This is a genomic window from Methanosarcina horonobensis HB-1 = JCM 15518 (assembly GCF_000970285.1).
GTDB lineage: Archaea > Halobacteriota > Methanosarcinia > Methanosarcinales > Methanosarcinaceae > Methanosarcina > Methanosarcina horonobensis.
Genome location: NZ_CP009516.1, coordinates 3,760,546 through 3,781,348, shown reverse-complemented (window position 1 = coordinate 3,781,348; position 20,803 = coordinate 3,760,546). Strand labels below are relative to the sequence as shown.

20 protein-coding genes and 1 pseudogene are annotated in these 20,803 nt (G+C 39.2%); 6 read left to right on the top strand and 15 right to left on the bottom strand.

Annotated elements, in window-relative coordinates:
- Window positions 1–319: 319 nt before the first annotated feature.
- Window positions 320–1,360: a methionine synthase gene (locus tag MSHOH_RS16530; protein ID WP_048141299.1), complete on the top strand. Its 1,041-nt coding sequence runs from the start codon at window positions 320–322 to the stop codon at window positions 1,358–1,360.
- Between the two features lie 151 nt (window positions 1,361–1,511).
- Here MSHOH_RS16530 and MSHOH_RS16525 read toward each other — a convergent pair whose 3' ends face one another.
- From MSHOH_RS16525 to MSHOH_RS16515, 3 genes are all read right to left on the bottom strand, one after another.
- Window positions 1,512–2,345, bottom strand: a complete 834-nt coding sequence (locus MSHOH_RS16525) for a TIM barrel protein (protein WP_048141297.1) — start codon at window positions 2,343–2,345, stop codon at window positions 1,512–1,514.
- Between the two features lie 84 nt (window positions 2,346–2,429).
- On the bottom strand, window positions 2,430–2,762 hold the full coding sequence (locus MSHOH_RS16520; protein WP_048141295.1) for a hypothetical protein: 333 nt from the start codon (window positions 2,760–2,762) through the stop codon (window positions 2,430–2,432).
- Window positions 2,763–2,886: 124 nt separating this feature from the next.
- Window positions 2,887–3,351 (bottom strand): phosphopantetheine adenylyltransferase, encoded by a 465-nt coding sequence (locus MSHOH_RS16515; RefSeq protein WP_048141293.1) that lies wholly within the window; start codon window positions 3,349–3,351, stop codon window positions 2,887–2,889.
- 286 nt (window positions 3,352–3,637) lie between these two features.
- Between MSHOH_RS16515 and radA the strand changes: the two genes are divergently transcribed.
- Both radA and MSHOH_RS16505 read left to right on the top strand, forming a co-directional pair.
- Window positions 3,638–4,615: a DNA repair and recombination protein RadA gene (gene radA / locus MSHOH_RS16510; protein WP_048141291.1), complete on the top strand. Its 978-nt coding sequence runs from the start codon at window positions 3,638–3,640 to the stop codon at window positions 4,613–4,615.
- Between the two features lie 121 nt (window positions 4,616–4,736).
- On the top strand, window positions 4,737–5,417 hold the full coding sequence (locus tag MSHOH_RS16505) for a phosphoglycolate phosphatase (RefSeq protein ID WP_048141289.1): 681 nt from the start codon (window positions 4,737–4,739) through the stop codon (window positions 5,415–5,417).
- 111 nt (window positions 5,418–5,528) lie between these two features.
- On the opposite strand, the gene MSHOH_RS16500 is transcribed toward MSHOH_RS16505, so the two are convergent.
- Both MSHOH_RS16500 and MSHOH_RS16495 read right to left on the bottom strand, forming a co-directional pair.
- Window positions 5,529–6,494: a GNAT family N-acetyltransferase gene (locus MSHOH_RS16500; protein WP_048141284.1), complete on the bottom strand. Its 966-nt coding sequence runs from the start codon at window positions 6,492–6,494 to the stop codon at window positions 5,529–5,531.
- A gap of 217 nt (window positions 6,495–6,711) precedes the next feature.
- The gene (locus tag MSHOH_RS16495) at window positions 6,712–7,335 is read right to left on the bottom strand and encodes a transglutaminase-like domain-containing protein (protein WP_048141282.1); all 624 of its coding nucleotides are present in this window, start codon (window positions 7,333–7,335) and stop codon (window positions 6,712–6,714) included.
- A 541-nt stretch (window positions 7,336–7,876) separates the two neighbouring features.
- Here MSHOH_RS16495 and MSHOH_RS16490 point away from each other — a divergent pair.
- Window positions 7,877–9,056 (top strand): annotated as a pseudogene (locus tag MSHOH_RS16490) (IS256 family transposase).
- Between the two features lie 546 nt (window positions 9,057–9,602).
- Here the strand turns inward: MSHOH_RS16490 and MSHOH_RS16485 are convergent.
- Both MSHOH_RS16485 and MSHOH_RS16480 read right to left on the bottom strand, forming a co-directional pair.
- Window positions 9,603–10,205, bottom strand: coding sequence for a DUF3800 domain-containing protein (locus MSHOH_RS16485; protein ID WP_048141280.1), 603 nt, complete (start codon window positions 10,203–10,205; stop codon window positions 9,603–9,605).
- A gap of 429 nt (window positions 10,206–10,634) precedes the next feature.
- On the bottom strand, window positions 10,635–10,985 hold the full coding sequence (locus MSHOH_RS16480) for a cupin domain-containing protein (protein WP_048141278.1): 351 nt from the start codon (window positions 10,983–10,985) through the stop codon (window positions 10,635–10,637).
- Between the two features lie 276 nt (window positions 10,986–11,261).
- Between MSHOH_RS16480 and MSHOH_RS24055 the strand changes: the two genes are divergently transcribed.
- A complete protein-coding gene (locus MSHOH_RS24055; protein WP_015411109.1) occupies window positions 11,262–11,402 on the top strand; it encodes a hypothetical protein in 141 nt (46 codons plus the stop codon).
- A gap of 61 nt (window positions 11,403–11,463) precedes the next feature.
- Here the strand turns inward: MSHOH_RS24055 and MSHOH_RS16475 are convergent, their stop codons facing one another.
- The 6 genes from MSHOH_RS16475 to tsaA form a co-directional block, all read right to left on the bottom strand.
- Entirely contained in the window at window positions 11,464–11,991 is a 528-nt protein-coding gene (locus tag MSHOH_RS16475; protein ID WP_048141276.1) for a GrpB family protein, read from the bottom strand.
- A 91-nt stretch (window positions 11,992–12,082) separates the two neighbouring features.
- The gene (locus MSHOH_RS16470; RefSeq protein WP_048143577.1) at window positions 12,083–12,808 is read right to left on the bottom strand and encodes a class I SAM-dependent methyltransferase; all 726 of its coding nucleotides are present in this window, start codon (window positions 12,806–12,808) and stop codon (window positions 12,083–12,085) included.
- A 554-nt stretch (window positions 12,809–13,362) separates the two neighbouring features.
- Window positions 13,363–14,181: a PhzF family phenazine biosynthesis protein gene (locus MSHOH_RS16465; protein WP_048141274.1), complete on the bottom strand. Its 819-nt coding sequence runs from the start codon at window positions 14,179–14,181 to the stop codon at window positions 13,363–13,365.
- A gap of 438 nt (window positions 14,182–14,619) precedes the next feature.
- On the bottom strand, window positions 14,620–14,898 hold the full coding sequence (locus MSHOH_RS16455; RefSeq protein ID WP_048143576.1) for a helix-hairpin-helix domain-containing protein: 279 nt from the start codon (window positions 14,896–14,898) through the stop codon (window positions 14,620–14,622).
- 101 nt (window positions 14,899–14,999) lie between these two features.
- The gene (locus MSHOH_RS16450) at window positions 15,000–15,539 is read right to left on the bottom strand and encodes a GyrI-like domain-containing protein (RefSeq protein ID WP_048141269.1); all 540 of its coding nucleotides are present in this window, start codon (window positions 15,537–15,539) and stop codon (window positions 15,000–15,002) included.
- 86 nt (window positions 15,540–15,625) lie between these two features.
- The gene (tsaA, locus tag MSHOH_RS22340; protein WP_052730902.1) at window positions 15,626–16,591 is read right to left on the bottom strand and encodes a tRNA (N6-threonylcarbamoyladenosine(37)-N6)-methyltransferase TrmO; all 966 of its coding nucleotides are present in this window, start codon (window positions 16,589–16,591) and stop codon (window positions 15,626–15,628) included.
- 293 nt (window positions 16,592–16,884) lie between these two features.
- Here tsaA and MSHOH_RS16435 point away from each other — a divergent pair, with 293 nt between their 5' ends.
- Window positions 16,885–17,268, top strand: a complete 384-nt coding sequence (locus MSHOH_RS16435) for an ArsR/SmtB family transcription factor (RefSeq protein ID WP_048141267.1) — start codon at window positions 16,885–16,887, stop codon at window positions 17,266–17,268.
- 428 nt (window positions 17,269–17,696) lie between these two features.
- Here the strand turns inward: MSHOH_RS16435 and MSHOH_RS16430 are convergent, their stop codons facing one another.
- Both MSHOH_RS16430 and MSHOH_RS16425 read right to left on the bottom strand, forming a co-directional pair.
- The gene (locus MSHOH_RS16430; protein ID WP_048141265.1) at window positions 17,697–17,951 is read right to left on the bottom strand and encodes a PRC-barrel domain-containing protein; all 255 of its coding nucleotides are present in this window, start codon (window positions 17,949–17,951) and stop codon (window positions 17,697–17,699) included.
- Between the two features lie 146 nt (window positions 17,952–18,097).
- Window positions 18,098–20,476 carry a CDC48 family AAA ATPase gene (locus MSHOH_RS16425; protein ID WP_048141263.1) on the bottom strand — a complete coding sequence of 793 codons (2,379 nt, stop codon included), beginning with the start codon at window positions 20,474–20,476 and terminating at the stop codon, window positions 18,098–18,100.
- Window positions 20,477–20,803 lie beyond the last annotated feature (327 nt).

Genomic DNA, 20,803 nt, shown 5'->3' with positions numbered 1-20,803 from the left:
TTGCTTGCAGTACTTCCTGAAAAGTGTTTTGAATATAACAGATATTTTATCTTTTCCTATTAGAAAATCTAGACAGTAAGTCGTTTTTACAAATTGACCATAAAACAGGACTAAAAATCAATTAAAAATTAATCGACTTACTTCTAGATAATTTTATAAATGCAGATCCTCCTTAAAGGTGTATCATACCCAAATAAACATAAACATAAACATTTTTCAGCTTCTTTCTTTAGCGATCAGCGCAAAACTTAGAACATTCATGCTGTAATGCCAGAACAATTCCAGTATCTTTAAGATTTCGTCTCTCTTAATATCAGACATGCAGGAGATTGTTTTTATCGATGAAGGCAGCCTTCCCACACCTGAAGGTGTCACAAGGGAATGGGTAACGGTTGCAGCTGAAAATAGAAATGAAGATGAAAAACTCTTTTCAATAATAAGGGATGCCTTCCAGAGAAAAATTGATGTGGGAGTGCATGTTCCCACATATCCTCAGTTCAGGGATATGATAGGTCAGTTTCTTGATATCATAAAAGACGAAAAAAACTGCTATGAGCCTTATGTATTGAAAGAGGAAAGTGCAAAGATCCTTGAGCTGGAAATAATCGATGAAATTGCGAAACAGTACAAAAAAGAGATCGGGAAGACTCTTGAAGTCAGGGTCTGTATTGCAGGCCCTACAGATATGTATCTTCAGGCTTTCGGGGCAACAGCTTTTGTGGATGCGTACCATATTCTTGCACTGGATATTGAGAAATTCATTAAACAGGCATTTAAAACAGCAAAAAATTTTAAAATTAAAGTTATAGCCCTGGATGAAATCAGCCTGGGATTAACCGATAAGATTCAGTTTTCTGACGCTGATATCATATCGGCTCTTACCGTTGCGTCTAACTATGCCCGGCAACAGGGAGCGGATATGGAAATTCATGTATATTCCCCACTGAAGTATAAGCTTATATGCGAGACTCCTATCAATGTCATAGGATTTGAGTATGCGGGAAATCCTTCCTATATTGACCTTCTTGACAGAAAGGTACTGGAGGATTCAAATACTTATGTGGGAGTCGGAGTATCAAGAACCGATATTTTCAGCCTTATAAGTATTGTCAATGAGAAGTACGGAGTTAATGCTTGGAAGGAAAAAGAGTACATGCAAAAAATCGTAACCGAGCTCGAGACTCCAGATGTTATAAAAAACAGGCTTGAAACGACTTTTTCCATTCTTGGGGATCGAATAAAGTATGCGAGTCCGGACTGTGGGCTGGCGTTCTGGCCGGATCAGGACCTTGCTTTCAAGCTGCTTGAGAATACAGCAAAAGGTATCAATCAATTTAATGCAGAAAAAAAGGATCGGTGAACAGGTTAGGCTAAGAGCCTATCTGGAAAGTATTGTGACCTGCTGTGGATTTTATTTTTACCTAAGCCGTAGAGTACACGGTTCTGAGCCGTATAATACGGCTTAGTCTGGATTATGGGCACCCAGGTAACCTTAAAAAAGAATTATAAGATTACAACCCAATGTAAGTCTCCTTTAACAGAAGTGCATCTTCTTCCATGATAGGGCTTTCGCAGATGACAAGCCCTTTAACTTCGAATTCTTTAAGAGCCTTCAGGAGTTCAGGATAGTTAAAATCGGATTCTTTAAGAATAAGGTGCTTCTTTTCCCCATTCCTGTCGTATTCTATTCCCGAGACATGCATATGCATGTTTGTAAGCCCTTCCTTCCCAAGGGCATCCTCTACTTTCGAAAGGATTGCCATAAACTCGGGATAAGAGTTTTCTTTTCCTTCCCTTGCATGCATGTGGGAAAAGTCCAGGCAGGGCATGACCCCTTCTATTTCTTCGCTTAAGGAAAGCACTTCTTCAAGGGTCCCAAACTGTGTACGTTTGCCCATTGTCTCAGGACGAAGGACTGCAGGAATATCTTCATCCCTTAACTGTTCTGCAAGCTCCTTGAGAGCTTTTGAGACATTCTCATAGACTGCCTCTCTGCTGCTCTTCTGATAAAAGGCTGCATGTAGCACGATTGACTCTGCTCCGCAGAGGCTACCTATCCTTGCAGATTGATAGATCCTTTCCATGCTGGCTTTTAATTTCTCTTCTTCCGAAGAGTTCAGGTTGATGTAATAAGGTGCATGTACGCTCAGGGCTATGTTTTCTCTTCTGGCTGTTTCCAGCACATTCCCTGCCCCTTTCTCGCTCATGCGCACTCCCTGCACGAACTCAAGTTCCATGCAGTCGAGCCCCAGTTCCCTGACCCTCTCAATTCCTGCAGTGCTATTGCTGGCTTTTGTGCTTCTGGGAACTCCGGCAGTTCCAAAAATAAGTTTTTCTGGTGACATGTTTTTAAAGTATTTCTTTTTAGAGTGTTTTTCAGAACTTTCTTTTTAGAATTTTTTAAATTGTTTTTTAAACTATTTCCCTTTTCAGAAAATTCCTACAAAATCCTTTAGCTGTTTTGCCCTTTCAGGAGATACTTTCTCCTCGACTACTGCCACCAGCTCTTCAAGGTCCTCATCAAGAGACTGAACATCTTCCTTTCCTTCAAGGGCAAGCCCTACAAGGTAGTCAAGTTCGTCAGCGTCCAGTCTTTCAAGCCTTTCCTTGAAGTCTTCCGGGGATTCGGCAAATTTGTGTGAGACCGGGCGCAGGATAAACGGGAAATGATGACCCGCTTCCCTTGAGATCGTTTTTCCTCCAGCTTCCGGGGCGAGCTTGTTGAAGATATCAATGTCTTTTTGTGTAAATTCTCTGGGCATGTTATCACTTTATTATTCTGTCCTGATTTATACCTGTTGTAGAGAAAAATTTCCAAAAAAGCTGGAATTTCATAGGAGTTTAAGCCTTTTTCAAGTTTCTTTCTTGAACTTGTTTCTTAATTTTTTAAGCCTCTTTTTTTAACCTGCCGTGCCTGTCAATTTCTCCTTTTGAAATCCTTGTAGAAGAAATTGGGATCCCATCTTCAGCCATAACATACTCAACGTACACGATTTCTAGAGGTTTCTTTCCCTTTTCCTTTCTGATGCTGTTAATTTTCAGGGCAACCGGATAGGTCTCAGGGGAGACAATTATGTAGTCGAAGTCTTCTTCCAGAGTTGGACCGTAGGGATCGTTCAGCCTGGTAACCTCGTACTTATCTTCCGGAACTCCCATATTTTTTATATACTCAAGTAGCCGGCTCCTCCTGTTTTCATAGCTATCGACGCTGTGGTTTTTTTGCAGCATCTCGTCTGAAGTTAGCCCTATGTGGACCTTTCCGCTGCCTGCGATCTCAAATGCTTTTTCGATTAATCTGGCGTGTCCGTCATGAAGATACTGAAACGTACCGCCTACGGCGACCTTTGGCATGATGGGTGATAATCCACTAAGTAAAAAGAAGTTTTGGTTTTTCTCAGCTTTTTGAGGGCTTTCTCTATTTTTTTTCTCTCTTTTCTTCTTTTCTTTTGTAAGTTTAAATGCCTTAAAAGGTCTCTAATATTCTCTTTTTTGTCATGTTCTTTCGAATAAATTGACGCGTTTTCAAGCGGTTCAGAATACTTTCACCCTGCCTCCTCTAGTTATATATACGTGCAAAACCATAGTGGAGCCACCGTTATGCACCTTATACAAACATGTGCATCAAGGAGAATTTGTAATGAGCGAAATAGCACTCGAAGAACTGCCAGGAGTTGGCCCTGCTACTGCAGAAAAACTCAAAGAAGCCGGATTTAACACAATTGAAGCAGTCGCTGTAGCGTCTCCTTCTGAACTTGCAACTACAGCCGAAATTGGGGAATCGACTGCTGCAAAAATCATCAATGCCGCAAGACAGGCTGCTGATATAGGGGGATTTGAGACCGGAGATCTCGTCCTTGAAAGAAGGAAATTGGTAGGCAAACTTACCACCGGTTGTGCCGAGTTTGATGAAATGATGGGCGGGGGCATAGAAACCCAGGCTATTACCGAATTGTACGGAGAATTCGGTTCAGGAAAGACCCAGGTGGCTCACCAGCTCGCAGTGAATGTCCAGATGGACAAAGAACATGGGGGTCTTGGCGGGTCCGTCATTATAATCGACACTGAAAATACCTTCAGGCCGGAAAGGATCACCCAGATGGTAAAGGGGCTTTCCGAGAAGTACGGAATGGAACTTAATCCTGAAGAATTCCTGCAGAACATTCATGTTGCCAGGGCATACAATTCAAATCACCAGATACTTCTTGTGGACTCTGCAACAGACCTGGCAAACGAGCTCAAGGAAATGGGCAAACCCGTTCGCCTCCTGATCGTTGACTCTCTTATGGCTCATTTCAGGGCTGAATATGTAGGGCGAGGAACCCTTGCAGACAGGCAGCAGAAGCTCAACAAACATATGCATGGTCTGCTCCGCTTCGGAGACCTGTTCAACGCCTGTGTTGTTGTTACCAACCAGGTTATGGCAAAACCTGACGCCTTCTTTGGCGACCCCACAAGGCCAGTCGGAGGGCACATAGTCGGGCACACGGCAACCTTCAGGCTTTACCTGCGGAAGTCCAAAGGAGAGAAGAGAATTATCCGTCTCGTGGACTCTCCCAGCCTCCCGGAAGGAGAAGCTGTTGTTGCAGTTACCATGGCCGGACTTACTGATCAGTGAAGGTAAGGGCATAGAACCTTTCGTCCAGAAATGCATCTTTACGTCCAGAAATGCATCCAGATACATTTAAGGAACAATTAATGGGGGAAGCATTTTATCTCCCAGTTCCCATCTCTTTTTAATGAAATTCAAAGCTCTTGTCGTTGACATTGACGGGACAATTACCTGCGAAAACAGGGAACTCCATCTGGGAGCCGTCAAAAAAATCCGTACCCTTAAAGTTCCGGTAGTTCTTGCCACAGGCAACATTCTATGTTATGCAAGGACAACATCAAGGCTTATCGGCCTAGACGGGGCTGTAATTGCTGAAAATGGGGGAGCCGTTACTGTCCGTTATGACCTGAACGGCATTTTTGAAGGAAGTATCGAAGAATGTGAAAAAGCCTTTTCTTTCCTTTCCAGGCACTTTAAGCTCACAAAACTGGACCCCATGTACCGCAAGACCGAAATTGCCCTCAGGCGTGACTTTGACCTTGAAGAAGCCAGAGCCCTCCTGCAAACTCAGCCCTATGATATAGAACTTGTCGACACCAAATACGCAATCCATATCAAAAGCATCAAAATCAACAAAGGGATAGGACTCCAGAAGCTTGCAGGAATGATGAGCCTTGAAGCCGAAGATTTTGTAGCAATAGGAGACTCAGCAAACGACGCTGAAATGTTTGAGGCTGCAGGCTTCGGAATCGCCGTTGCGAATGGAGACGAAAGAATAAAGGAAGTTGCCAATTACGTGACAGAGGCATCTTTTGGGGACGGGGCTATAGAAGCCATTGAATTTCTTGAATTAAACGGCTGGATTTAAAGTGACTCATGAAAATAAAGTAACTTATGAAAAATAGTTAATTCCCTCAGGTCCCTCTGTTTTAATTTAAAGCCGAAACTGCTGTATGAGGGGCTTTTCAGATTAACCTGTTCATATTGAAATTCTCTCATCAATCCGTCTAACCATGCTGTACGCATACGGAACGAAATGCTTATTCCAGAATCTGCCTCCCGTAATATTTATGGATTCAAAATCCACTCCGCAAAGAGTATACCCGTTTTGTAAAAGCCATTCCTTTACTGCTCCCAATAACATAGTTCCTGTGCCCGCTTTTCTTTCACTCTCCAGGACATATGCACCTGTTATGTTCATAACGTCCCTGTGTTCCGAAACAAAAGTTTCGGCTTCCGGTTGAATTCTCATATATCCAAGCGTTTTTCCACCCTGATAAGCTGCCCATAAATGATGATTGTCTTTTTTAAGCCAATCAGTTAAATACTGAACCGGGTCTTCATTTCTTCTTGGCATGAAAACAGGTGAATTCTCATAATACATATTATGCTGTCTATGAATGTCTGCTAAAGCGGGTATATCAAGCACGTCTACTTTTCTAATTATAATATCGGAAGGATTATTTGCAGGAATTCTTTTTGATTCGCAAATAGAGTCTACACAGCGCAGACCGAACCCCTGCCTAAACCATAAATCAATAGTTTCCGTGTCATGTGCGAAAAATGTTAACGCATGAGTAAAGCAAGCATTTCTTACCCATATTTCAGCTGTACGCGTATATAATTCCTGATACAATACGCGTCTATATTCTTTTTCCCCGCCGTGCCCATATAGAGGACTGTAAATGCCTTTACATTTCCCAAATAGTTCCTTTACCTTAAATCCGGCTATAAACCCAATTAATTCTTCATCCCTGACAGCAGCAATGCCTGTTCCGTCGTCAAATAAATTCTTGATTAATTTCCTCAAAAAGTACAATTGTTCTTTTTCGTAAGGCAAAAATGGAATCTCTGTCTTTTCTTCCATGTATGCAGACATAACTAGGTCCGCTGCTGCATTCACATATTTTTCATTCAGCTGGCAAAATTGAATTTCAAGTTTCATACTACACTTTTATCTTTTTCTTATTAAAAGTTGAGTTGTCCAGAACCTTCTAATTGGTGGCATTTGCATCCTGTAAATCGGTGTAGCGTGTTCGGTTTTGATGATTTATTCTCAGGAGCCCGAAAGTGTGATGCTATCCTTTACAACGCGTGGGAGTTTTCGAAGCCGGAGTTAAATTTGATGGTTGGAAGGTGATTTTCCAACTTTGAATTAACTCTTAATTACGAAACAAATCTTTCAGCCCAAGTTCCCACTGTGCCCACATCTCTTTCCTATCGTTACTTTTCTTTAATATTTCAACAACGACATGATTGGGTTCTTTGAATATTACCGGATGATCTTCTTCCCCACGCTCTTTATTAACCGGCCAGGCAATTTTTTCTTCATATACGGAGAACTGGGCATCCACACCCGGCTTATTTCCTCTTGCGTCCAGCCTTACCCATCTGTCTAAGTCTTTCAGATATACAGCGTTCAGGCCGTGAAGAACTTTCCTGTTAATACCCTCCTGACCTGAACAAAGTTTCTGATAGCAGAATCCGGCTGGTATCCCAAGACATCTTAACATGGCTGCAAGAAGATGAGATTTAGCACAGCAGATCCCATGCCCAGTTTCCAAAACTTCTGATGCCTTGCAAGTAACTTCCTGTGCATCTATATCCCCTGAGTGATCAATGTCGTCCCGAACAAATTCATAGATTTTCTTGATCAGGCTGGTTTCGTCTTTCTCTTCCATGCCTTTCTCTAATTCACGGCACTTAGCAACAATCAGTTTATGATCATAATCTATGACGTCGCTCTTTTTGAGGTAATCCTGAATATTGTCGCTTTCAGTATGCATCTTACTTACCTATCAATAACTGCTTCAAAAATTCTTCTCTATGAAATTTAATCATATAGGAACTACATTTTTATTGATGTATATGTATAAATACTCATAAATATCAATTCAAAAAGATTTGCCGAACAGAAAATAAACAGCATTGAAGGGTTCATTGTTTGATAAATGCTCTCCATGATTCATTTTTCAGGGTGCATTAACCAAATCCGACTAAAGTAGATTCCAAAATTGAGAGTGGGGGCAACAATATGGTAGAAGAAGAGATAGTAGAGGATAAATAGGTAGAAGATGAAATCCAAAATATACAAAGAAATGTCGAAAAAGATTTATTCTATGAACAAAACAAAGTTCTGGACAGATTTTATTCACTGATAACTCTGACATTTACGGTGTTTGGTTTCTCTATTACAGCTCTTACAGTTTTTTTCGGTAGAGAAATCCCTGACCTCCGTGAAGCTCTTCGTTCTTATCATATCACTTTTTCTTTTCTTTGTATATTTACGGTTTTTTGGCAGTGTACCGAAAGTTCTGTAAAATATGATTGACTCTATATCCTTTTCCTTTCACCACAAAAAAAACAGGATGCAGAGTCAATGGTTAATGTCGTCTCATTTATAAAAGATTATCTTTTCGATCAGGAAGATGGAATTCGCCAGTTAATTACCTGGTTTTTAAACCTTGTAATGGAGGAGGAAGCCCTCCTCCAATCTGGTGCAAAACGTTATGAGAGGACTGATTCTCGCAAAGCCAGTAGAAACGGTTACAAACCCCGTACTCTCCTGACCAAGTATGGAGAACTTGAATTATTAAAACCTCAGTTCCGTGAGTTTCCCTTTGAAACAGAGGTTTTTGAGAAGTATTCAAGAGTTGAAAAGGCCATTTTAGCTGCCGTGAGTGAATCTTATCTCCAAGGTGTTTCCACCCGAAGGGTGGATAAGATCATGACTGCTTTAGGAGTAGAGGGAATCTCAGCCTCTTCTGTTTCCAGGATTACTAAAGAACTTGATCAAAAGGTTGAAGAGTTCTTATCAAAGCCAATAGAACACGAAATTCCTTATCTGTTTATCGATGCGACTTATCTCAAAGTGAGAGATGGACTTCACTATGAAAATAAAGCTCTTTTCATAGTTGCCGGAGTCAGGGACGACGGTTATCGTGAGATTCTTGGAGCAAGATTAGCAGACAGTGAAGACTCTCTATTCTGGCAAGATCTATTCGAAGACCTTAAAGTAAGAGGGTTAAGAGGTGTCAAGTTAATTGTTTCTGATGGTCATAAAGGAATACAAAAAGCAGTTAGAGAGTCCTTTGTTGGATCAAGCTGGCAAATGTGTCATGTCCATCTGATAAGACAAGCCCTAAAAAAGGTTCCAAAAAAGAAGCAAAAAGAAGTAGCAGATAAAATAAAAGAAGCATTGGTAGACCGTCAGAAGTTACAGGAATTGATTAGAGAACTGGATAAAATGGGATATAAAAGCGCAGCTGATACACTTGAAAGTTTCCAGTATGATGTAATGAATTATATGCAGTTTCCACAGAGTCATTGGAGAAGAATAAGGACAACAAATATCATGGAGAGAACTAACAAGGAGATAAAAAGAAGAACTAAGGTAGTAGGGGCATTCCCGAGTCAGGAATCAGTATTGAGACTCGGAGTCTCAATACTGATTGATATTAATGAAGAGTGGATTACAGGAAATAAGTATTTAATAATGGAACAGTAATCAAAAAAGAAGAGGAAAAAGGTATAGAGAATTTTACAGAAATTCAGGCACACTGCCGCTTTTTTAATCTCAATTATTAATGTGCTGGCAATATTTCACCACAGAAAGCTAGTAAGAAAAGGTGACACGATAGTATATAGAGAAGGTAATGAACTGGTAAGCAATAATTTGAAATTATATCGTTCTATTGCAAGGCAAAAAAATTACTATGTAATCACAATTACTCTTATTGGACTTGGACTTACATCCTTCATTAATCATTTTTCACAGCATCGTGTCATATCCATTGCGCTTACTACCGGATTTGTTATGATCGTACTGTTGCTGATACGCAATTCTCGTAGATATCTTTCCTGATTGATGTATCCATTCTAATGCTTGAATTATTTTGCCATTTTTTCGAGGTTTTCCTTCAAATCTGTCCAGTTTTTAAGAAAATAGTTATTTATAGAATTGTGTTGTAGTTAATACAACAGGTAAAACCAATGAGGCAGTGTACCTTGAGATGCACGACAAAGAGTCCTTATTGGTGCTGTTAATCATATTTTAATACCAAACGGGATGCACTTCTTTCTTTATTTCCAGCAAGTCTATGAACTCTTCGTTTTTATGCTCGACTTTTTGAAATTTAGACCATGCAAGTACATCTGCGAATTGAAGTCCAGCCCAAGCATGTGAATAACTGTGATATATTTCTATTTTTCTTAATGTAGATTTTTCATTAATTTTCTTTTCAACATAGTTGTTAAAATCATCTCTTAGAATTTGTTTTCCTTTGGACTTATCTATTCTTACTAAAAGATCTACATCCTCTAAGATAGTATGCTCTGCGAGTTTACCAGCAACAAAGTTGTAAAGTTTATGTTTGTCACTTAATAAATACGAACTATAACATCTTTCTTTTTTTAAAACAATATAACAAACTTTTGCGTCAGGAATAGTATTCAGTTGTTTTAACATAAATTTAATTAATTCAGGACTAGATCTATTTGCTTTAATTTCACTTGCATTTTTTAATTGCTTTTTAAATTTATTTCTTCTTATATTTTTTATAACACGATCTAAAGGAAGCGGATCTTTTACAGTCAAAGCTGCTAAAATAAAGTAATTTGACTGCTTACCTAAGTCACCACTTTCATCAATAAACATGTGATATTTCACGTTTTCACTATCTTATTTGTTGTTAATATTTTAAAATGAAAATTCTCGTGATGGGAAAATATCTTCTGTTTTTAGAATTTAGTTTTTAAAATAGTATCGATTTTATCGAATTTGAAATCTTTTGCCCGATTTTTCATTTCTATGGCTACTGACAATGGATTCCTCTTTTTCGAGGCATTAGATAAAAACAGTTTCGATATAGAAATTCTCAAAATCAACAGCTTTTAAGCTTATCTATTCGAGAATGATTCTCTTTCTTTCAATTGTTGCTATAAAAGTATAAGATGTTACCTTTTAACCTAAAATATACTTCAATAGTAAGCAAGAATACCTTAGTTTATTTCTGAGGATAAAGATGAAGAAAAAGTTCTTATAGATATTTTAATGAGTCTTACGTTTTTTACTCTTAAAAATTCATCATTTTTCAACCCTACGAATCCTTTTTCCCCCAAACGCATGAATAGTTCTTGTCCCGGCAATACACTTTCCCCACTGTTCTGTCCCTTTCGAAATGAATAATTCGTCCCCCGGATTTAGAACAAATTCCTCGTCATTTAACACTGCTGTATATTGCCCGCTAACGCAAACCATGTACTCATCAAACTCATGAGTATGCTTTTTGGAAAACCTGTCAGAATAACATGTCCAGAACGCCATCTGGCTACCGTCTGCTCCTTCGTAAAAATAGCCGTCAATGTCTTCGGTGTTTTGCTCTTTACTGCTGATGTGATTGCTTTTATTTTTCATGAACTCCGGAAAATCTTTCACGCCTGAAACCTCCCTGCATTTAAGTAATCTACATAATATAAAATCAATGCATGAATTGTAACGTCAAATCAAAAAACAACTCATAGAGAACTTGTATTCCTTGTTCGTAAGTTGAGACAACATAAAGCAGTAATTGCAAGAATATCGTAATATTTTATGCTATTGATTTTCTATTTAACATAAACGCAGGTTTGTATTAACAAAAACAATTCAGTATCAGTAAGCGTTTCAGTATATTTATTACTTTAGCAGACATCAAACTATTGAGGTAAACAAATGCCAGCGAGAAAAGTAAAGAATGATAATAAAGAAAAAGAACTAATGGAAAAACTAGAATCGATAGAAGAAAAAAGAGAAGATACGGCAGAACAAATAAATATAGAAGAGGAACCCGATGAAAGTAAAAGGCCTAAATAAACATTATGTTACGAATTAAAGTTAAAAAATACATGAATTTATTTAACCAACAAGCAAATTTTTATTCGAGACTATTAATTTTTTTAAGAACATTTTGTACAAATTCGCGCTTAGCGTTTACATAAGCCGTAATATCAGTCCTGAACTGTTCAGCTAATCTCATTTTGAGTTCTCCATAAGCTTTCACAGCTTCCGGATGATCCCTTAAATAATCACGAAAAGAAATATGCTCAAGATAACCTTTGCCATCCTTCGGACATACATAAAGGTGGTAGGGCATAAAGTCATCTATAGAGGTTCTTTTAAAAGCTTCTCTACCTTCAACACCCAGATTTCCTTCGTGTTCAAATCCAATTTCAGAAAGCCTGTCTTTTACAGCTGGAAAAATGTCGTACGAATCAATAACTACGTCAATATCAATAACGGGTTTTGAAGCAAGACCTTCAACTGCTGTGCTTCCTACATGCTCAACACCAATTATAAGGTCACCAGCACAATCAACAATCATTGCTTTTATTTTCAAAAACTCGGTTTTCCACTCAGGATTATATGGTATAACTCTTACGATGCCTTTCATTTTTGCATCCATACTTACTGCTCCTAAAAATAAAACAATAATACTTCAAATCTCGAAACCTTGCACTGAAAGTCGTTGTTATACAAATTTTGGAGCATCTTTCTTAAATTGACTTTGCCCTGATTACTAAAAATGACGGAATTCTGTAATGATACTCCTGTTCCGGGTATAAATCTATTAATTCCTTTGAAGGAACCGGTTCTCTAAATGAGTTTACGCACATCTTAGCTCTTTCAATAGCAGCCATATATTTTGATAAAGGTCTATGATAGTGTAGCGTTTTGCCCCAAAAGTTTAGTTCTTCTACTCTTTCATCCAGGTAGTTCTCAATTTTTTTATACATTTTTGTTTTGTTTTCATCCTCTTCCCAATCACTCAAAAAGAAGCATGGATGTGTTATTGAGAAAACAAAAATGCCAGGCTTTTTCAACACCCGTGATACTTCAAAAATAAACAATTCGATTTCAGGAATATCCATCAGTGACATATTCGCCACGACAATATCAAAGAACTTATCTTCAAAAGTTAACTTCTTGGTTAAATCCATATTAAGGTATTGAAGGTTATCATGGGCATGCTTGCGTTTTGCTATGTTTAACATAGCATCAGAACCGTCAATAGCTGTAACCAGAGCTCCTTTTTGTGCAAGTTCTAATGAAAAAAAGCCGTCACCACATCCGGCATCAAGAATACGTTTCCCGTTTACGCTCCCTAATAACTCATTGACAGCAGCCAGGTATATTTGCGAATGAAAATTTTTTTCCTGACGGTTTTCCGCACAATATTTTTCAGCAACAATATCCCAGTGGTTTATGCTATCCGTCCTCATAAACATTCATTTATATTTGCCATAGGCATTTTTCCAACTATCAGCTATTTTCAAGAAACTGTCATACCCATTATCTTTAATGTATTCAATAGCTTGCTTGTATTTTTTATATCTGTATCCATTTTTTCTATAGAAATCATAGATAACTGCACATGAAAGAAAGTCATGACAATCTGCACATGTTATAGTTCTTTTTAATACAGCATACTTTCATTTTACACTTGGCCTTATTTATGTCTCTTTCACCGTTTAAATAGCCAAGTTTGCAGCCTTTACAGGTTCCTGCTTTTAATTGTTTGCATGTTCTGCAATATGCACCGCAACAACCGATCGCTTCGATAGACATATGGATCTACCCTCTTACTTTTTTACTTAGCTTATTCAAACAATCTTAACGGGAATAGCTCTATTAACGCACGAGATGATTTCACGCTTTTTGTAGGGAATGTTGAAAATAATCTTGCATTTCCTATCTTCTCAGCTTTTTCTCGGTTTTAATGCACGGCCGGGCCTTATTTTTGCTTGAAAATTTAGGTTCTCGCGAGCAGTATTCGTTACTCTATAATTCGTTTTCCAGGCAACCTGCATTCAAACGTAATCTCAAAAACTGTTTTTGCGTTTCCCCTTAACAAGACTCGTTCTTTGTTAAGTTCACATTCAATTTCACCACCTTGTTTTGAGGCCTGAAATGTATATAACACATTTTTATGCAGTTTTCTTGACCAGTACGGTGCTAAGTATGAATGTGCAGAACCTGTTACCGGATCTTCGTTTATTCCTACAGCGGGTGCAAAGAATCTTGAATAAAAATCATATTTATCATTGTTTGATTTGCAGGTGACCATAAATGCAGTCTTTCCTATCTCTTTTAGCTTTTCGAAATTGGGTTTCATGTTGATTAATTCGTTATAGTCATTTATCTCTAACAAGTATCGTTTCCCATCAGTTCCTGTAAATAATGGTTCTACTCCTAAAGCACTATTTATCATTTCATTTGAGGATACTTCTATTACCTCTATTACCGGGAAATCTAATTCAATTTTGTTATCGCTTTTTCCTGCAAATAATTTACCGGATTTTGTGTTAAAAATTATCTTATCTTCACTTTTAACTATTCCAATTTCCCAGAGAATATGAGCGCTCGATAGCGTTGCATGTCCGCAAAACTCAACTTCAGTTTCGGGAGTAAACCATCTTAGATTATACTCATCATTTTTCTTCACGACAAAAGCTGTCTCTGATACATTCATTTCCATAGCAATGTTTTGCATTAGCATATCATTGTCTTCAAAGTTCTCAGGTAAAATGCAGACGCCTGCAGGATTCCCTTTAAATAACTTATTTGTGAATGCATCAACTTGGAATAATTTCATCTATCAGTCACTCCATCTCTTTCAACCACGAATACGATGCAGCATATTATCGCTGAATTATTAGGATCACCATTTAAAGAAACTGATTTAACTTCCTTATTTCTCAATTCATCAAGAATAGTTTGCATTAATTTTGTAAATGTACGATAAAAATAGTCAGCCAATGAAAAATAATTATCCAACTCCATTGAAATTCAAAAAATCTGATGTATACCGGTTTTCTTAACAGTTCTAGGTTCTGCCTAAAATTGGGATGGTTTACGAAGTCTTTGAACCGCAGAGTAATCTGCAGTCATAGGGTCGGACGAGTCAGATACTGCCTCGATAAGGTTCAGAAAATGTGACATGCCCGACTCTAGCCAGATCCCAGATCCAGTTTCTGTTAGATCCGTTACCTGTTACTGAACCTTCATGGGAAGGCAGTTTTATGCAATTGGCTTATTTTCTCTCCTTCCAGTTCCACCATTTCAGTAATTCCGGGTCATGTTTTTCATTTGAAGCATAATAAACAGCACAGCGGAATGAATACAATACGCATTTGTCAACTGGCATACCTTTTATAATCGAATGTCTCTCATACAGGTCTTCTGGATCTCTTCCGGATAAATCCTTAACTGAGCGAATCCCCAAATCCCATAAGTCTTCCGAAATACTTTTGCCAACGCTGGGAATTTGCTGTAACTCTTTCAATACTTTCGACTTTTCTTTCTCTTGCATTCCATTCAACTTCTTCAAGTCCAGTTAATTATAAGCTTCTCTGAATTAAATTATTAAAAAAGAAACTGACAATCCAGATATAATAAATTAGTCTCCTGAAATCAGCCATCTTTTAGCTTTAAAGGAACATAGTAATCGACTTCAGAATTTTCATTATCCAACCCATGATAGCGGTTTTTGTGATAAGCTAATATTAAATAGGGATAAGCTTCTTCGTATTCGGAGTTAGGCAGCCACTCCTGCCAGATGAATTCTCCTCCTCTGAACATTTCTTTTCCCTTGAAGGTAAATACGGCATATTTGGTGGACGGTAAAATCTTACAGAACATCTCAAGAGGCATTTCATCAGTTTTTTTAACCTCAAGGCCTACGTACACATAAAATTTTCCAGTTTCATGGTAGTCATCTGGCTGGATATGCACCTCATAAGTAACTTCATTTACTGCATCCTTTTCAAGCTTTTCACCATACTTTTCATAAAGGTTATAAAAGCGCTTCCAGAGTAGTCCAATTTCGTTTTCTATGTTCCATTCTCCTTTTGAATAAAATGGATCGCCATAATATGCGCAACCTGTTAGCACCAGGGGTTTTTCATCAATAATCTCTATTTTGAGGGGTTTTGGGGAGGTATCTGTGGCCATATGCATTCTCTCGAAAAAAAGGAAATGAGAATATACTTTTTAATAGTATACTTTAAGTTAACCACTTAATTACTTGCTTTTTACCCTTATTGCCCATACGCCCATTCTGGCCAGAGAAAAGAAAGCCACCTCGGAATTTCCGGTTTCTCTACTCTGTCAAATGAGGGGAAATAAGCTTTTAAATCTATAATAGGAGTTCCATCACAAGCATCAAGATTGGATACACGTACTATCCCGTCTTTCTCGTCAATATCTTCTATTTTGCAGGTCGTTATTGATATGGGATTTGGACGGTATTCTGCACGTGTTGCAAATATTCCTGTTAGCCTATCCAGCGAGTATGGGGGATAGACCTGGAGTACATTTCGGTTTTCACTGTTCTCCAGTCTATTTGCCCACCAGAGTATGATTACATGGCTGAAATTTTTCAATTCTTTTAAACCGGGGATATATTTGTCAATAATTTCCAGAGATGCTTCCGTACCGTTTTTCCTTACATATCCAACTGGTGAAATTTCATAAGTTTTTTCCTGTTTTATGAGTTTTTCGGATTGTCCTGTTAAATTTGAGTCATTGCCTGAGTCTTCAAAATTTTCTGGGCTTATAACAGGAAATATGACTTCTGTCAAAAGTTCGTTATCAGGTACTTCTCCTGAAATGGTAATATAAACCTCTCTTGGAGCTCCTATCATCTCATAATTACCTTCGGTAATGTATTGCATCACCTCAGCATAAACCGAGCCTATTTCTTCATAAGGACCTTTATGGATAGCTGATAGAATTTTGTGTTTTGGCATAATTTTTATTCTTACTCGCTTATCGCCGTTTGTATCTCCCTGAAAAGGTATGCCAATTTCATACTGCATTTTATCTGGCGGTACTTCTACCGGCCTGGTGTAATATACTGCAAAAGGAGGTTGGGTAACTCGGAGTTCTTTTTGCGTGATCCATCCTGCCAATTCTTCTATTATTCCTCCCATTTCTTCTACCGGACCTGTATGAGAAATGCTGGCCACCTGACTTTCTTCTACGGTTTTTAGTTTGATTTCCATATCTAATTCTCCTTTCATTCTGGACTTACGCAGTTGAACTGAAAAACCAATAAAATAAGACCGGAGATGATCCGGAATATGTATCAAATCATAGTGCTTATTGTGCTTGATTTGCGCTTAAAGTGCGTAAGTCACCTGATCGTCTCCTATATACGTTGGGTTTCATTTTATTAAATATTTACTATTTTATGGAATAATATTCCATATTTTTATGAACTAAGGGTTCGAGTATAAAATATTTCGGGATAATATTGTAGAAAAGATATTTATTCAATCAAAAAAACAACTTTATTATGGATAAAAAAAGTGATATGGACCCATCACAAGAGTTTTTAATGAATTCATTGGAGGATATTGTTTCTATCTTGAAAACAATCGCTCATATTAACCGCTTCAGGATTCTGATTCTTCTTTTAAAAGGACCTTTAACATTTCAAATGCTGTTGGAACAGATGGATATTAAAAAGTCTGCATTAGCCAACGATTTAGCCGAATTAAAAGATAGCAATCTCGTGGACAAAATACAGCACGGTACATATGAGATCAGTGAAAATGGGAAAAACTACGTCAAGTCAATTGAAAAAACCTATCGAGAAAGTATGGATATTGAAAAGAAGGTCTGGGAATCAAAACAGAGAGAACGGCTTTCTAAATCTTTTTTGGAACGTAAACATTGATTGTATGCGATGAGAATTATTTAATTTATTTTTAACTTGTTTTCGAACAAAAACTCTTTTTTAACAAACCTTTTTTCGTTTCTTTCAGCAAAATAAGGTAATGATCAGAAGATTCTTTTCGGGGTGAACTACCCCTCCCTAAAATCTTCGCCTTACGGCTCAGTTTTGAGGGATGAGCTTCCTTCGAGTACTTCAATCATCAGCTTCAACTCTTGAAGAGTCTCAGTTCCTCAAGAAAAGGTTGGGAAGTTGACGGCTTTCATCTCTCACCTGCCAGCTCGGATAAATCTGACCTGTCGAGGAAGGAGACTTCCCGCCTTAAAAGAAGAGTTCCTCTAAACAGTTATGGGCCAAAAGAAAATAGAGCAAAAAGAGTGAAAACAAGATCTTAAAGGAAAGGAGATTTTTCCCTTCCCTTGTTTTTTCAATTATGCCCTTGCTTTCATTTTGTCTATGATAATATAGTCTTTGATGGCGCTTACGGAGTCGAAAGGAATCAGGATATAATTGTCCTCTTTTTTGTATCTTGATACATCAAAGGTGGGGTTTGGGCTGACCATAAGGTCAATGATACGTCCTCCCTTGATTTCAATTACAATATTGCTCAGCGTTCCTATCTCCGTTCCGTCGGTAGCCATCACTTGTTTGTTGAAGAGGAGGTTTCTTGCAAATACTTTAGACATTCTTATCTTGTCTCCATGCTCAGTGTTATGCGGGACTTGGGTAAAGCTGGCTTTCAGTTTAAATACCTTTACTTCCGGTATTTTATTTAATTTGAAACTATATTCTTTATAAATTCTTCCTTTTTAAGAGTTACTCATTTAAATTCTTACCTGTATCCCACTAATCCAGCTGTCTCGACCGGTCTCTGACCTCCTTTAAACTGCTCCTCTATCTTCTCATAGAACTGAGCAATGTTTTCGGTAATTGTGGGTTTCACTTTCTTAAGAGCTTCTCTGAAGTGCCTCATCTCAATCGCTTCAACATCGAAGTTCTCTCTGAGAGCAAACATTACAGCCTCTCTGCATACTGCTTCGATATCCGCGCCTACATACCCTTCTGTTATACCGGCAAGGTTCTCAAGGTCCACGTCCTCTGCAAGAGGTGTATTCTGTGTGTGGATCTTAAAGATCTTCAGCCTGCCCCTGCGGTCAGGTGACCCGACATAAACCAGCCTGTCAAAGCGGCCAGGGCGCAGGATTGCAGGGTCAAGCAGGTTAGGCCTGTTAGTTGCGGCAATTATGACCACATCTTTAAGGGTCTCAAGCCCGTCCATCTCAGTCAGCAACTGGTTGAGCACTCTTTCCGAAGTCCGGCTGTCCGTAGATTCCATACCCTGCATTCCAGCAATGGAGTCGATCTCGTCAAAGAAGATAACACATGGAGAAACCTGCCTTGCTTTCTTGAAGGTTTCCCGAATTGCCTTTTCCGACTCTCCGAGCCACTTCGAGAACATCTCCGGGCCCTTGACGCTTATGAAATTGGCATTTGACTCTTTGGCAACAGCCTGGGCTATCAGGGTCTTTCCAGTCCCGGGAGGGCCGTAAAGCAGGATTCCCTTCGGAGCTTTTATGCCCATCCTGACAAACTTTTCCGGGTTTTTAATAGGCCACTCAACAGCTTCGATGATAGCATGCTTTGCTTCATCAAGACCTCCCACATCGTCCCAGCCAACCGAAGGCATCTCGACAAAGATCTCTCTCAGAGCCGAGGGTTCGGCTTCCATCAGGGCATCTTCAAAATTCCTTTTGGTGACAACGATTTTCTCCAGTCTTTCTGGAGGAATTGTTTCTCTTTCCAGGTCGAGGTCAGGCAGATTTTCCCTGAGGCAACGCATTGCTGCTTCCTGCACGAGAGCCAGAAGGTCTGCTCCCACAAAGCCCTGAGTCCTCTCAGCCAGGGACATGAGATACAGGTTCGTCTTCTCTTTCTTTTCTCTTTCCAGAGCAGCTTCATCAGCCTCCACCCCCATCACAGATTCGGTTCCGATTTCATCTGCGATTTTAGCTGCAGCTTCAATTTCAACTTCAATCTGTGGCTCAGCCTCGTCTTTCTCGATTGGCATTCCCCTTGTGTGAATCTGCAGGATCTCGTACCTGTCTTTGGTATCCGGCACTCCGATATGGATTTCCCTGTCAAAGCGTCCGGGTCTCCTGAGTGCGGGGTCAATTGCGTCCACACGGTTAGTGGCCCCGATAACCACGACCTGTCCTCTTTCCTCCATCCCGTCAAGAAGGGTGAGGAGCTGGGCAACTACTCTTCTTTCAACTTCCCCTGTCACGTTTTCCCTTTTTGGGGCAATGGAATCAATCTCATCAATGAAGATAACTGAAGGAGCGTCCTGGGTTGCCTCTTCGAAGATCTTTCTTAACCTTTCTTCACTTTCCCCGTAGAACTTTCCCACAATTTCAGGGCCGGCAATATAATGGAAGCTCGCTCCTGATTCGTTTGCCACGGCTTTTGCAATCAGGGTCTTTCCGGTTCCTGGGGGGCCGTACAGGATAACCCCCTTTGGAGGCTCTATATTAAGGTGAGCAAAGAGCTCAGGATGTTTCATAGGCATCTCTATCATTTCGCGGACGCGCATGATCTCGTCGCCCAGCCCTCCTATGTCTTCATAGGTGGTGACGCCTCTTGTTGCTTTTTCGTAGCCCTGTACCGGCTTTTTCCGGAGTTCAATGTTTGTGGCTTCCGTAATCAGGACAATTGTGTTTGCAGGGTCTGTCTCAACAGCAACCAGGGGGATTACCTGGCTTGTTGTCAGGGACTCTGTCATTGGCTGAGACATCGAATTTATAATAGGAATTATGTCTCCTCTGAACACAGGTCTTTTCAGGATATGCCGTTTTATGATCTCATTTGCATGTTCCCCAAACTGCAGTTCGGGTCCGCCCTGAGTCATGCTTTCCGGAAGCGCCAGAATCAGCTTTTTTGCTTCCGGGGCTTCGACCTTTTTAATGGTCACTTTCTCCCCTATAGAGACCCCGGCGTTTTGCCTAATGAAATTATCAATGCGCACAATCCCCTGTTCCCAATCCTGCCTGTCTGCCCTCCATACCTTCGCTGTGGTCTTTTTCTTCCCCCTTATCTCCACAATGTCGCCGGGAGAGAGCTGAAGTTTCAGTAGCGCTGTAGGGTCAAGCCGGATAATTCCTCTTCCAAGGTCAATAGGATATGCCTTTTCAACCTTTAACTGTATTTCTTCCATGGATCATCCCGAAAATAGTTGTCTTTTTGATTGTAATTCTATCTGGTAATGACATAAAATTAAAGGATATAGATTTTTCCCGAATTTTCCGGATCGAGTAATTCCTAGCTGTCTGTTTTTATAGATCGAGTAGTTCTTAACTATCTGTTTTCTATATTAGATGCTCTTTTTATTTTAATGCCTGTCATCCGGAAAATTTGTCCTGTACATATTTCCTGTATATATTTCCTGTGTATCAGGCGCCTTAAGCATTAAATTCCTTGATGCTCAAGATCGGGAAATAGCCTAGTACATTTTAACACTCAAGTATTTATATTATAATGTCCG